This window comes from Paenibacillus sp. PK4536 (genome assembly GCF_028594455.2).
GTDB classification, from domain to species: domain Bacteria; phylum Bacillota; class Bacilli; order Paenibacillales; family Paenibacillaceae; genus Saccharibacillus; species Saccharibacillus nuruki.
Map to the genome: position 1 here is coordinate 4,860,245 of NZ_CP126313.1, position 13,928 is coordinate 4,874,172.

The 13,928-nt window shown below is 39.0% G+C and carries 12 protein-coding genes; 4 read left to right on the plus strand and 8 right to left on the minus strand.

The window, feature by feature from the left end; translation table 11 throughout:
• Nucleotides 1-20 precede the first annotated feature (20 nt).
• From PO903_RS21500 to PO903_RS21510, 3 genes are all read left to right on the plus strand, one after another.
• Nucleotides 21-1,367, plus strand: a complete 1,347-nt coding sequence (locus PO903_RS21500; protein ID WP_137223433.1) for an amino acid permease — start codon at nucleotides 21-23, stop codon at nucleotides 1,365-1,367.
• A gap of 71 nt (nucleotides 1,368-1,438) precedes the next feature.
• Nucleotides 1,439-2,584, plus strand: coding sequence for a VanZ family protein (locus tag PO903_RS21505; protein ID WP_273594529.1), 1,146 nt, complete (start codon nucleotides 1,439-1,441; stop codon nucleotides 2,582-2,584).
• Between the two features lie 177 nt (nucleotides 2,585-2,761).
• Nucleotides 2,762-3,520: a YdcF family protein gene (locus tag PO903_RS21510; RefSeq protein ID WP_273594530.1), complete on the plus strand. Its 759-nt coding sequence runs from the start codon at nucleotides 2,762-2,764 to the stop codon at nucleotides 3,518-3,520.
• A 108-nt stretch (nucleotides 3,521-3,628) separates the two neighbouring features.
• Here the strand turns inward: PO903_RS21510 and PO903_RS21515 are convergent, their stop codons facing one another.
• The 3 genes from PO903_RS21515 to PO903_RS21525 form a co-directional block, all read right to left on the minus strand.
• Nucleotides 3,629-4,276, minus strand: a complete 648-nt coding sequence (locus tag PO903_RS21515; protein WP_069329996.1) for a nitroreductase family protein — start codon at nucleotides 4,274-4,276, stop codon at nucleotides 3,629-3,631.
• Nucleotides 4,277-4,320: 44 nt separating this feature from the next.
• A complete protein-coding gene (locus tag PO903_RS21520; protein WP_069329997.1) occupies nucleotides 4,321-4,743 on the minus strand; it encodes a MarR family winged helix-turn-helix transcriptional regulator in 423 nt (140 codons plus the stop codon).
• Between the two features lie 257 nt (nucleotides 4,744-5,000).
• The gene (locus PO903_RS21525) at nucleotides 5,001-6,302 is read right to left on the minus strand and encodes a hypothetical protein (protein ID WP_069329998.1); all 1,302 of its coding nucleotides are present in this window, start codon (nucleotides 6,300-6,302) and stop codon (nucleotides 5,001-5,003) included.
• A 143-nt stretch (nucleotides 6,303-6,445) separates the two neighbouring features.
• On the opposite strand from PO903_RS21525, the gene PO903_RS21530 reads away from it, so the two are divergent.
• The gene (locus PO903_RS21530) at nucleotides 6,446-7,354 is read left to right on the plus strand and encodes an FUSC family protein (RefSeq protein ID WP_273594531.1); all 909 of its coding nucleotides are present in this window, start codon (nucleotides 6,446-6,448) and stop codon (nucleotides 7,352-7,354) included.
• Nucleotides 7,355-7,424: 70 nt separating this feature from the next.
• Here PO903_RS21530 and aspA read toward each other — a convergent pair whose 3' ends face one another.
• From aspA to thrC, 5 genes are all read right to left on the minus strand, one after another.
• Nucleotides 7,425-8,834, minus strand: a complete 1,410-nt coding sequence (gene aspA / locus PO903_RS21535; protein WP_069330000.1) for an aspartate ammonia-lyase — start codon at nucleotides 8,832-8,834, stop codon at nucleotides 7,425-7,427.
• A 209-nt stretch (nucleotides 8,835-9,043) separates the two neighbouring features.
• Complete coding sequence (locus PO903_RS21540) at nucleotides 9,044-10,339, minus strand: arsenic transporter (RefSeq protein WP_193555952.1); 1,296 nt, start codon at nucleotides 10,337-10,339, stop codon at nucleotides 9,044-9,046.
• 36 nt (nucleotides 10,340-10,375) lie between these two features.
• Nucleotides 10,376-11,692 (minus strand): SMI1/KNR4 family protein, encoded by a 1,317-nt coding sequence (locus PO903_RS21545; protein WP_273594532.1) that lies wholly within the window; start codon nucleotides 11,690-11,692, stop codon nucleotides 10,376-10,378.
• 171 nt (nucleotides 11,693-11,863) lie between these two features.
• Nucleotides 11,864-12,265 (minus strand): RrF2 family transcriptional regulator, encoded by a 402-nt coding sequence (locus tag PO903_RS21550; protein WP_069330003.1) that lies wholly within the window; start codon nucleotides 12,263-12,265, stop codon nucleotides 11,864-11,866.
• Between the two features lie 242 nt (nucleotides 12,266-12,507).
• Complete coding sequence (gene thrC / locus PO903_RS21555; protein WP_273594533.1) at nucleotides 12,508-13,908, minus strand: threonine synthase; 1,401 nt, start codon at nucleotides 13,906-13,908, stop codon at nucleotides 12,508-12,510.
• Between the last annotated feature and the right edge of the window lie 20 nt (nucleotides 13,909-13,928).

A 13,928-nucleotide genomic window follows, 5' to 3' on the forward strand; every position in this document is an offset into this window, starting at 1 on the left:
TATGGAGGAGGATTGGAACGTTGAACGTCAAAGAAGAAGCATCATTACAGAAAAAATTACGTCCACGTCATATTACATTTATGGCTATGGGTGGCGTAATCGGAACAGGGATTTTTAAAGGGAGTTCTGAAACGATAGGGTTAGCAGGACCGGGCGTTATTTTCACCTATATTTTTGCAGGAATATTACTATTAGTGGTCATGGGTGCGATCGCAGAGATGGCTACTGTTTATCCTAATATGAATATGAAAGACTTTATTCGTCAGGCTTTTGGCGAACGATTATCTTTTATTGTAGGCTGGTTGTACTGCTTTATGTGGTTATCGGTCTGCGTAATCGAAGTCATTGCTGCGGGTAGCTTTCTTCAGTACTGGATGCCGGATGTCCCTTTATGGATACTTAGTCTAGCAAGTGCTGTATTTATTTTATTAATTAATACGATGAGTGTCGGCAATCTAGGTGAAGTCGAATTCTGGCTTGCTGGTATCAAAATAGGCATGATTATTGTATTTATCGCTCTAGGAGGTCTACTGTTATTCGGCATTATTCCTAGCGATCCTACACCTTACTTGAGCAATTTTACTGCTCATGGCGGATTTTTCCCTAATGGTTGGACAGCTATTATATCTGCTCTTCTGGTCGTCATGTTCTCGTATGGTGGATCTGAACTGATCGGACTTACGCTAACAGAAACAGAAAATGCAGATAAAATATTGCCTAAAGTGGTGAAAAGCTTTATTTTGCGTGTTGTTTTATTTTATACCTTACCGATTCTAATCATCTGTGGACTGATTCCATGGAATCAACTTAGTGATCAGACCAGTCCATTTGTACAAGTATTATCTTCGACAGGACTGCAAGGTGCAGCTCATATTATGAACTTTATTCTAATTACTGCTGTATTGTCTGCTGCGAACTCCGGAATCTATGGAGCAACTCGGATGTTACATTCACTAGCTACAAATAATGAAGCACCCAAAGCACTTGCCAAAACATCATCCAAAGGAGTACCGATCAACAGTTTGATTTTATGTGCGGTTGTTCTTTTGGGTGGAGCCATGCTTGCTTATGTCGCTCAAGATCAAGTATTTGGTATTTTACTTGCTGTTCCTGGATTTGTGGTGTTATTGGTCTGGATTAGTATCTGTCTTGCTCAGTTAAAATTAAGAAAAGTCTATCCGATTGAGCCAACATTCCGTATCTGGGGATATCCTTATATCACAGGAATCACTACTCTGTGTCTGGCAGTCATTGCAATATTGTTTATATTTGATGCGAATAATCGAATCAGTATTGGTGCTTGCTTGATCTTCTTAGCTTTTCTGATTGTATGGTCTATCTTTAAGTTCCGCAAATCTGCTCACTAAACAGAATGGAATATGAACAAAAGATATATTAGACTAAAAATACAATTTACTTGCTGGCAGGTGTCCAACCAATGTATCAATCTTATCTATTCCCTATCGCCTATGCTTTTATTGCTTTTCCATTTGTAGCAGCTTTGTTCACTTTGCCTTTTCTAATCGTGCAGTATCGCAAATATGGTTATATTCACAAAGTACGTGCGATCACGCTGTATTTGCTGTTACTGTATCTGATGAATGCTTTTTTTCTAGTGATTCTACCGTTACCTTCTTCTCGTCATAATCCAGCTTTAGCGAATGGTGATCTACAATTATTGCCATTGCAATTTGTATATGACTTTTTGAAAGAAACGTCGGTTTCCTTTAGGCATCCATCTACGTACTGGCATATGTTTGTTGAGCGAGCTTTTTTACAAGTGGTATTTAATATTTTACTGACAGTGCCGTTTGGAATGTTTTTACGCTATTATTTTAGAGTTCGCTGGCTAAGTGGATTGATATTATCGTTTATGTTATCGCTCTGGTTTGAGACGATTCAACTCACAGGAATCTATGGTATCTATGATCATGCTTACCGGATATTTGATATTGATGATCTACTTTGTAATACACTTGGTGGTATTCTTGGATTTTTGATTGCCGAATGGATTGCGAAGCGGCTCCCTCGTATTGAACATCTGGATCGCCATATTGATCGTGCCAGTAAACGTGTGTCTTATACGCGTCGTGCTGTGGCTTTTATGATTGACCTAGTTATCTGGTATTTATTGATGATTTTGCTTACTTTGAATGATATTCCTATTCCTTTCTGGATATCGAGTGGTATCTATTACATTCTGATTCCTTATTGGACGCATGGGATTACGGTAGGTAAATGGATTGTTCGTATCTATGTCACTAGCACACGTCCTGATCACTCCAGAGTATCTTTGCTAGCTTTAACGATTCGTTATGGGTTATTGTATGGGGTATTTCTCGGGCTTAACAACATTTTGAGTGATCTGATCGTGTTGCCTGATATTCATACAGTCTGGCGTGCGTTATGTAGCTTATTATTATTTGTGATTGATATTAGCTTTTTGATGCATGTATTAACTCGATTATTTCAAAAAGGTTCGGTTCTATGTTATGAAAAGCTCAGCCATACCAAGCATCATATTCAGTGGCCTGAGCTAGAACTCTTCACTTCTAATGAAGCCGATCAAAAGGTTGATGTATAAACCAATTAAAGACAGCCAAGCATACCCGATCTTTAGGATCAGTATACACTTGAGCTGTCTTTATTTATTACGCTTGTTTTATGATCGATATAACCGTGTTACAATACATCTAATGTTCTAAGTTGATTCCAATGGATTGTGTCTCTGTTGCGCAATAAAGAAGGCGGTTGATCGGTTTTGATTTACATTATCAAATTTTTGTATAGTTTTGTACTCCCTCCCGGGCTTTTTATTGTTTTACTATTCGGTATGACGGTCTGGTTGTGGCGAAGTCAATTTAACGTAGCTATGGTTCTGTTAGCAATTACACTATTACTCTACATATCTTCGATTAGCATTGTTAGTAATCTACTGATTGGTAGTCTAGAACGTCAGTATCCACAACCTACGGTAGCTGAACTTCAAGGTGATGTTATTGTAGTACTTGGTGCCGGAGCTTCTAAAGGTACACCTGATATTGATGGTACAGGTAATATGTATGGTTCAGCAGGTAACCGTCTGATCACAGCTGCACGTCTTCACCGAATTACCGGTTTGCCGATTTTATTTTCGGGTGGACAGGTCTTCTCAGATAGTGGAAATGAAGCTGATATTGCGAAACGCCAGCTTTTGGGCATGGGTGTAGAGGAAAGTAAGCTTATGGTTGAAAATCGCTCGCTTAATACAGCGCAGAATGCTAATAATACGGCTGTGATTTTAAAAGAAAAAGGATTATCTCATCCGATATTGGTCACCTCTGGATTTCATCTTCCACGCTCTGTCATGCAGTTCCAGCGTGTAGGCTTGACCGTTCAACCTTTCCCAACCGATTACTGGGTAAGTCAGCCTTCGTCGATGTATTTCAGCAAATTCTATCCATCAGCAAGCGCTATGTCTTCGACGGCTACAGCGATCAAAGAATATTTAGGTATGTTAGCGGTAAAAATCAAAAACTAACTATCTCTGATTCCAAAACAGCAAAAAACCTCCTAAACACGAATACTGTGCAAGGAGGTTTTTTTGCTGTTTTTGTTATTTATATGATCACATCTACGTTGTAGATGATTATTTCCACTCTGCTACTTTTTCTACAGGAAGACGACCTGAACCGTGACCTTCGCTGTCTGCTTTACCCATAGACAACAACATTACAGGTACATAACGATCTTTTTCCATACCAAATGCTTCAGCAATTTTAGTTTTGTCATATCCACCGATTGCATTTGTGTCATAACCATGAGCACGAGCAACCAACATCAATTGCATTGCTACAAGACCGCTATCGATCAATGCGATATCTTTACGTGCAGCATCAGAAATATTTTCATAATAAGCTTTAGCAAACGGAAGTTGTTGATCTCTTACGTCAGCAGGCATATGCCCCGCTTCTACAGCAGCATTAAAGATTTCATCTGCATTTTCTTCATGACGAAGATCACCGAAAATAGCAACAACCGCAGCAGCTGTTTCTACTTGACGTTGGTTAAACATAGCAAGTGGCAACAATGTAGCTTTGGCTTCGTCACTTTCGATAACAAGGAAACGCCAAGGTTGTAAGTTGATTGAAGATGGTGCGCGTGTTGCTTCAGCCAAAATTTCAGTCATTTCTTCACGGCTGATTTTTACAGTTGGGTCGTATTTTTTAATTGAACGACGCTCTAAAGCAATTTTGTTAAAATCATTTGTTTTTGTAATTTGGTTTACAGTATTCATTGGGAAAACTCCTTTAAATGTAAGTTGAAATATCAATTTAATCGTTACATCTCACTCATATTTTGATTGAGACGACGCAACATATCCAATAATTGCTCTTGTTCTTTCTCTTCAAAATTCTGTAGCATATCTCCAAGAAATTGTTCTTTTTCTTTGGTGTAGGCTAGAATTTTCTGCCGACCTTCTTCAGTCAATTGCACGAGTGTAAAACGATTGTCTTCAGGACTCATGCGACGTGTCACCATTCCCGATATTTCCAATTGCTTTAAATGTCGAGTGACAGCTGCACTATCAATACCCAGTGTTTTTTGCAAAGAAGTCTGACTGATCTCTTCCACTTGATAAAGCTGATGCAACAATTGTAGGCGCGACGCACTTATGCCAGCACAACGTTCAAATACGCTACTGATCTGACGATGCAGCCCTTGCAACTGGTTAAAAATATCTTCAGACGATGAATGAAGCACAGCGTCCCTCCTTGTCCAAAACCAATCCTTTTATCCAGAACTGCTAGTATATAGCATGTTCTCAATTCAATTACTTCTTATTAATTGACCCGTCAACTATTGAGTACTCAACTAATATAACACATTGTACATATGTTTGCAAATACCATTCTATAAATTAAATTGTGTGAAATGATACACGATATTATTTTAATGTGTATAGCAAAAACCGATGTAAGTTTAACACTCACATCGGTTACTTTCAATCTTTGATCCGATTAAGACTTTCCTTTAAGATCAGAAGCTTTCACTTTCAAAATCTTACCTGCCGATTCGGATACAGGCTTGGTGTCTGTTCCCAGTCCAAAATAGAAATCACCGTCTAGTTCTTCAAATGACTTCGCATACGTATCTTGATTGAATTGCAAGATTTGTGTCCACTTGGTTAGATTCTTTGTCATATAGACACGGTTGATATACGAACCGTCTGCTTGCTTTGTATACGTAAGCACATAGGTTTTATTAGGACGTGTGATAATATCAGTAGGCAATGCATGGGTATCAGGGAATGTCACTGTACGTGCAGGGTCTGCAATATTTTTAGTAACGATTAACGCTTTAGGTGCTAATTGAGCGTCATTGTATACATCGCCTACAATATAAGCAAGTTGCTTTCTAAATACGACCGTCTTGCCCATTTTCATATACGGTGTTTTGCCAGCTGTCTGTACATAGGTCATACCGGGCAACAAATTAGTACCGGATACTTGTTGTTGTGTCACATTAAATTTTTTGTCAATCGCAAGAAGATGGGTCTGATCTCCCCAGATATTGTTATTAGGCATTAAGATAGCAGCTGCATATAATGTTCCTTTAAATTCAAAAAACTTATACGCTCTTGTGCCTAATCCTTTGATCTGAGCGAGTTCTTTCCAATTCTCTCCATTATCGTCTGAAATCAGTACTTTGGGTGCGGTATCTGTACCGATCGCCGCTAGCAATTTCCCATGATAATAAGCCATATCGTATACATGGATACCGTCTGGCAAATTACGATATTTGTTCCATTGACCGCCATCTAGCTTGTAGAAATTACCGAAGCTCCACTGTTCACTTTTGGAATCGTTACCCGGAATATAGAGTTTGCCTTTCAAAATTTTGAACGTATCGATCTGTTCTTCACTTGTTGCATCTTCTGTGCTTTGTTTGCCTGTTTTTGGATCGGTGTATGTGACTTTTTCCGTTACAAATTGACTGGTTTGAGGATTATAATAGACAATAGGGATCGGCCCTGCATTAGGTGAAGGCTCAGCATTGCTACTATTGCCATGACCCAAATAAATTTTGCCATCAAATACTTGCATATCCCATACATTACGAGCATATGCAGGTGTAGAAAAAGGCTGACCCACTAGCTGTAATTTGGAAGTGACATCTGTACTCTGATCGGCTTTGCTACTGGCGGCACTTACCACTTGTGTAGTAGCAGGTAAAGATAATGGGCTTACACTCACCAGTATCCCAGCACAAGCTGTACAGATAAGAGAGAATTGTATTATTTTCTTTTTGGTAATCATCATTATATTCCTCCACTCAGTTAGTAAACTATATATTTTTAATCGTCCTTATTTAAGGGTATTAAAGCATAGGGTAACGAATATCGACCTCCTTACAGATATGTATCAGGATTCACTATTTTCTAGGAAGGAATCACAGAAATCTTATGAAATTTTTAGTAGGTATGCGTAATCTCAAAACAGCACTGGCTGTTTTTATTTGCATCATTATCTCACAACTTCTGCAATTAGAGTATCCTTTCTACGCAGTGATTGCAACTATCATTGCTATGGAAAATTCGGTAACCAACTCATATACCGTAGGCAAAAACCGAATGATGGGTACACTGGTGGGTGCGGCAATTGGCTTTGTTTTTGCATGGATCGATCCGCATAGTGCCGTCTATTCTGCAATCGGTATCGTGATCGTGATCTATATTTGTAATTTGCTCAAATGGAACAAATCGATCTCGATTGCCAGTATTGTCTTTCTAGCAATTATGCTGAATTTGCGCCCCGGGGAAAGCCCTTTTCTGTATGGTATGCACCGTGTCGCAGATACATTGATCGGGATTAGTGTCGCTGTACTGGTTAATTATCTCGTTTTCCCACCAGATCATGAACGGTCGATGGAGCAGATGCGTAGTGTATTGCGTAAGCACTTAACCAAACTCGCTCATGAATTGCTACGTGAAGGTGGAACTATTCATATTAGTCCACTCAAAAAAGATATGGCTAATTTGGAAAAAGCATATGAAACCTATGCTTCTGAATTTCATCTCAAAAAGAATAAGCAACAAATGTTAGAGCATCTGGAGCAAGAAATCGATGTCTATCACAATACGTACTCTCATATGCGAATGATTCGTCTGCTCACCGATGAATTACCCACTCATCATCATTGGGATCTGCCCGAGCAACATCACAGTCATCTGATGGCTCAATTGCCACTGGATATCTCTTCTCAGCAGATTATTTACAATTATCATGTGAGCTGTATATTGCAAGAAATGAGTACATTGGGGTTATTGATTCCTTCTCATATTGCCCAACCCTTTTCCAGTTCTTCTACATAAATAAGCGATGCCTCTCTGTCTGTAGAGAAAAGGCATCGCTTATTTGTTTTATACGACTATAATTATTCTATTATTCTTTGTGCAACAACTGTTCACCAGCAATACCCGGCTCTGTCATTTGGTATGGATCTAGAATAATATTCAATTCTTCTTCGGTTAGTACGTTATACAGCAAGCAAAGCTCACGTACAGGCTTACCTGTCTGAATCGCTTCACGAGCAATACGAGATACCACTTCATAACCTAGATGCGGATTGAGGGCTGTAATCATGCCTACACTGCGTTCTACATACTCACGGCAACGATCCACATTGGCTTGAATCCCATCAATACAATGAAGACGGAAAACGGTAAATCCTTGCTTCATAATTTCTAAAGACTGCAATAAATTATAGACCAATACCGGTTCCATAACATTCAATTCCAATTGCCCTGCTTCTGAAGCTAGACAGATTGTATGATCATTACCAATCACTTGAAAAGCAATCTGGTTAACGACTTCACACATTACTGGATTAACTTTCCCCGGCATAATGGAAGAACCCGGTTGACGAGCAGGTAATACCAATTCGCCTAATCCTGCATAGGGGCCTGAAGCCATTAAGCGAATATCGTTCGCCACTTTAGACATATTCATCATGCAGATTTTGAGAGCCGCGGATACTTCTGTATAAGCATCCGTATTCTGAGTCGCATCGACGAGATGATCTGATGCAACCACAGGGAATCCACTAATATCAGCCAGTATTTCAGCTACTCGTACGATATAACGTGGATCTGCATTTAGCCCTGTTCCAACAGCGGTTGCGCCCATATTGATATGAAGCAAGTTTTCTTGGGTCGCTTCTACACGGCGAATATCCCGTCCCAATACACGAGCATAAGATTGAAATTCTTGACCCAAGCGAATCGGTACAGCATCTTGTAAATGAGTACGTCCCATTTTGATCACTGTATCGAACTCATCTGCTTTCACTTGAAAAGATTGCTGTAATTCACGCATCGCTACCAGCAATTTCTCAATCATGGATAATGTAGCAATATGAATCGCTGTTGGAAAAGCATCATTGGTGGATTGCGCCATATTCACATGATTATTCGGGCTGATATCGACATAGCTTCCTTTGTCTTTTCCCATAATTTCCAGTGCACGGTTAGCAATAACTTCATTCGTATTCATATTAATTGAGGTACCTGCTCCGCCTTGAATCGGATCAACGATAAATTGATCTTGCCATTGTCCAGCAATAATCTCTTCAGCCGCTTGTACCATTGCTTCTCCTTTAGGAGCATATAGACGTGACAATTCCATATTTGCGATTGCTGCGCCTTTTTTGACGATCGCCATCGCACGAATCAATTCAGGATGTAGACGTTGTCCGGTAATAGGGAAATTCTCTACTGCACGCATCGTCTGAATACCATAGTATGCTTCATCGGGAACTTCTTTTGTACCCAAAAAGTCTTTTTCTATTCTCACGCTTCATTCCTCCGACTGTTTGCCTATTGTTAAAAATCTCATAGTTGTTCTACATTGACTATTATATGCTTCTGTTGTTATCTATGCCACCATATACATCCTTTATTTTGTAAACGTTTACAATATTAATCATAAAAAAACAGTACCGCTTCTTTGTGAGAAACAATACTGTTGAAATCGTACGTTTAACCATGCATACAGATGAATGATTATACGACCAATAACCATAAATATAATCCAAGTAACGTAATTAATAATGTCGGAATGGTCAAAATAATTCCGATTTTAAAATAGGTTCCCCATGAGATTTTGATTCCTTTGGTTGCCAGAACATGCAACCATAATAAAGTAGCTAGAGAACCAATCGGCGTTATTTTAGGACCCAGATCGGAACCAATCACATTCGCATACACTAGTGCTTCACGAATCGGTTCTGATGTTACAGTTGCTTTGATAGCAAGTGCATTGATCAGAACGGTTGGTAAATTATTCATCACTGATGATATAATCGCTGCAATAAAGCCCATACCAATCGTAGCTGCAAACAGTCCTTGGTCGGCTATCTTCTGAATTAAGGTAGCTAACAGATCGGTTAAGCCTGCATTACGTAATCCATAGACTACGACATACATGCCGATAGAGAAAAAGACAATCGACCACGGAGCATTTTTAAGTACTTCTTTGACAGGAACAATTGGACTTTTGCGTGCTAGAATTAAGAAAATAATGACAATAACTCCTGCAACAATCGATACCGGAATATTCAAAAATTCACTCACAAAGTAGCCAATTAATAATACAATCAGCACGATCCAGGATAAGCGAAACATCCGTACATCTTTAATAGCATCCATAGGTGGTTTTAAATGAGTACTTTCAAACGTACGAGGAATACTTTTGCGGAAATAAAGATACAATACACCGATACTGGCAATCAGTGCGAATAGATTAGGCACAATCATATGCCCTGCATATTGCATAAATGTAATCCCAAAATAATCAGCAGATACAATATTCACCAGATTACTCACTACTAGCGGTAATGATGTCGTATCTGCGATAAACCCACCTGCAATAATAAAAGGAAACACTTTACGTTCATCCAGATTGAGTGCACGCACCATCGCCAAAACGATCGGTGTTAAGATCAGTGCTGCTCCATCATTAGCAAATAGTCCAGATACAATAGCGCCCAGAATACCTACATAGATAAACATCCGTACACCGTTACCACGGGAGATATGAGCGACATGAAGTGCTGCCCATTCAAATAACCCTACTCGATCCAAAATCAGCGAGATCAATATAATCCCAACAAAAGCCAGTGTAGCATTCCAGACGATCAAGGTAACATCCCAGACATCATGAAAACTCACTACACCCAACAGAAGCGCAAGGACTGCACCTCCACAAGCAGACCAACCAATCGACAGATTCCGTGGTTGCCAGATCACAAATGTTAATGTGATCACAAAAATAAGACACGACAATATAACCAGAACCACGTAGTTAGCCTCCACTATAAATCATTCTTTATTTACTTATTGAACATTGTATTGATCCAATACTTTCAACGCTTCTGCGATAATTCGCTTTTCTTTTTTAATTACAGCTTTGTTCATAGCCTGTTCTAATAATACACGCACACTTTCAACTTGTTCAACTCTGTGAAACGTTTGATCTAATTGTACCGATTTGCCCAGTGCTGAAATGGCGATCTGGCGCTGTGCATCATTGCCTTGTAACCACTCTATATAATCTTCACTCTGTGGATTCGAAACGGCAAAGAGCTGATCCCAACCATCGTATGGAAAAGTGACTCGATCTTTGATCCAGTGAATAACTTTGCGACTGTGAAAATTTTTGAGACCGGTATTCGCTTCATAGCCATTTAATTTGCGCTCTTTTTCCTTTTCTTTTTCTTCAATCTTTCTCCATATCCGTTCCAAACCTTCATCTTCTGGTAAGCAAATTGCTGTTAGATAGGCAAGAATATATGAATTAATCCGTTGATCTTCAGGTAAATCCCATAATTTGCGCACCCAATCCGCAGCATGATGTCGATTAATTAATCCGGTATATTCGATTAATCCGTCTTTGATAGACTGTGTATGTTCGATCTGAATCCGTTCAAGCCATGCTTGTAATACTTCGTCTGGATGATAATGTGCAAAAGTTTGAACCGTATCATCTTCTATTCCATTTAATTCTGTATAACGAATCAATTGATTTAGATCCTGACTTGCGTCTTCTAACGTAAAATGCAGATAATCATGAATCCATTGTTGCCACTGCTTGGCAGGCTTACTATACAAATTCAATCCACAATTATCGATAAACGGCTGGTACTGCCATTCTTCTGCACCGATACAACTCAGTTCTGTGACTTTATTCAAAAAGTCAGTAAGCGAGACAGCTAGAATATGAAATTCGCCTGTCTCATGTGCCCAGTGGAATACCATTGGACGCTGAGGATTACTATACAGATCCAATACCAGCTCATCGCCATTACCTGCATGGTAAAAGCATAAGTAACGCTTCTGATCAATCTGTTCATCGTCTCCAAAGTCGGAAAAATCTATACTTTCTATATCCCAACCCGTATCTCCAGATAACTCAAAAGGAGCCGTTTGAGCATATGAAATATTCCAGTAGACCATGACTCTTTTGCCACCATCTTGCAACAGACTTCTTAACTCTTCTGGCAATGTAATCTTTAATTGATGCTCAATATCAGTAATTTCTTGATCTGTAGCTGGTTCCTCCCAGAGCAGTGCAGTGTCTGCTCCTTTTAGCTCCAATTGGTGCAATAATTGCTTCCATTGTTGTTGCCATTCGACTAGATTCTGTTGCAGCATTCCTATATCATCCTTTCTACAGACCCAAATATGTCCTCGTATAACAATGAATATACATAACTTGTAACATATACAGCTTCCTCTTAGTACCCATTTTAATATAGGCTTAACGCAAACAAAAGATCGCAGATATAATTACCTGCGATCTACTGGATCAAAAAGGAGCTTATTTTATATCGTCATCTCCGAATGGATAGACACATCGATCAACTTTTTCTCTTTGAGATAGTGTTCCATCTGACCTTCTGCTTCGAACATCACTCGCTGAATAGCACATTGATCATTGTTATTCAAACAGCCTGTAAATAAAGAATTAACGCCCTCTATAGCATGAATCACTTCCAGAAATGAAATCTCTTCACGCTTCCGTCTTAAGCGATATCCTCCATTCGCTCCTGAAGCCGATTCAATAATGCCTGCTTTGACCAGCTTGGTCAAGATTTTGGATAAATAGGTTGGTGAGACGGAGAAGGTCTCTGCAATTTGTTGCACTCCGATAGGCTTATTCGATTCCTGTTGCACCAGATAGACCATTGTATGCAGTGCATAATTGGTAGCTTTTGAAAATTTCATATCGATCCCTACTTCCTAGCGTTTAGCTCTATCTGTACTCTTTATGATATTGGTCAAAAGCGATTGTATATAATCAAGATGTATGATGTCTTTAATTTTAACGAAGCAAAGAATGATCGTCAATAAAGCTCATTACGTGTACATACCAAAAAACATCCTTTTCTTTATATCTATTCTTCTGGCTGGTGACCTGAACAGAATATAAAGAATACAAGGATGTTTATTCGGTCATATGGTTAGAACTACGCTAATGTGTAAAAAGCTTCTAATTGACGTACAATTTCTGCTGTATCATGTTCAACCACTTCTTGATGTTGCGGTTGGGAGAATAGTGCTTTGATTTCGTCAGGGAACTCTTGCTCAATTTCACATAGAATAATGGCTTCATCAAATTTGGCTGGATGAGCAGTGGCTAAAGTAATACAAATCTCATCGTCTCCTTGATATTTCTCATAAGCTGTAATCCCACATGCTGTATGAGGATCAAGTAAATAATCATGATTGCCTTTATATTTCAAAATCGTATCCAGACATTCTTGATTGGAAGCGCCATAAGCCGCAAAGTCACTTTGTACTTTGGCTAGATCTTCGCCTGTCATCACAATTTGTCCTTCGCTTTTGAGAACGTTCATATATTCGGAGACTTTAGTAGCATCTTCACCTACAAAATAATAAAGATAACGTTCAAAGTTACTGGCCACTTGAATATCCATCGAAGGGCTATGTGTACTTCTGAAATCACCCGGTTTGTATTCACCTGTTTGTACAAAACGCTCTAAAATATTATTTTCATTGGTTGCGATAATCAGTTTGTTGATCGGCAATCCCATTTTTTGAGCCAAAAATCCTGAAAAGATATTACCAAAATTACCGGAAGGTACGCTGAAATTAATCTTTTTCAATTGGTGTTGTCCTTGATCGATATGCAAGTAAGCATAGAAGTAATACACCGTTTGTGCTAAAATCCGCAAAAAGTTGATCGAATTAATTGCACGTAGATGATATTCTTTTTTGAAATTGAGATCGCCAAACAACTCTTTAATAATCTTCTGACAATCATCAAAATTACCTTTAACCGATAAGTTGAGTACATTCTGATCATCCACTGTTGTCATTTGTAGCTCTTGTACACGACTTACTTTCTCATGTGGATGTAAGATACAGATTTTGATTCCTTCTTTACCACGCACCCCTTGAATAGCCGCAGCGCCAGTATCCCCGGATGTTGCTCCCAAAATATGAATAATCTCGTTTTGCTTTTTGGATACATAGGAATAGAATTCACCCATAAATTGTAAAGCTACATCTTTGAATGCAAATGTAGGTCCGTGGAACAATTCCATAATATAAAGAGATTCATCAATCTTAGTCACAGGTGTCACTTCAGGATGACGGAAATTAGCATAACTGCGAGTCGCTAAATCTTTCAAATCCTCTGCTGGAATCTCATCATTCGTATAGTAAGAAAATATAGTGAGGAATAAATCTACATAACTTAGACTTTTCCATTCATTTAACGTTTCAGGAGCAATCACCGGAATATGCTCGGGTACCATTAGACCGCCATCATCAGCAAGCCCCATTAATACAGTGTCAATAAATCCTTTTGGTTCTACTTGTCCTCTAGTACTGATATACTTCATGCTTCTCCTCCAGTAATAAC

What these genes read in the sequence shown, in the direction of transcription:
- PO903_RS21550 (WP_069330003.1), bottom strand. Translation starts at nt 12,265, where the DNA reads ATGAAATTTTCAAAAGCTACCAATTATGCACTGCATACAATGGTCTAT.
- PO903_RS21515 (WP_069329996.1), bottom strand. Translation starts at nt 4,276, where the DNA reads ATGAATACTGTAAACCAAATTACAAAAACAAATGATTTTAACAAAATT.
- thrC (WP_273594533.1), bottom strand. Translation starts at nt 13,908, where the DNA reads ATGAAGTATATCAGTACTAGAGGACAAGTAGAACCAAAAGGATTTATT.
- PO903_RS21530 (WP_273594531.1), top strand. Translation starts at nt 6,446, where the DNA reads ATGAAATTTTTAGTAGGTATGCGTAATCTCAAAACAGCACTGGCTGTT.
- PO903_RS21505 (WP_273594529.1), top strand. Translation starts at nt 1,439, where the DNA reads ATGTATCAATCTTATCTATTCCCTATCGCCTATGCTTTTATTGCTTTT.
- PO903_RS21525 (WP_069329998.1), bottom strand. Translation starts at nt 6,302, where the DNA reads ATGATGATTACCAAAAAGAAAATAATACAATTCTCTCTTATCTGTACA.
- PO903_RS21545 (WP_273594532.1), bottom strand. Translation starts at nt 11,692, where the DNA reads ATGCTGCAACAGAATCTAGTCGAATGGCAACAACAATGGAAGCAATTA.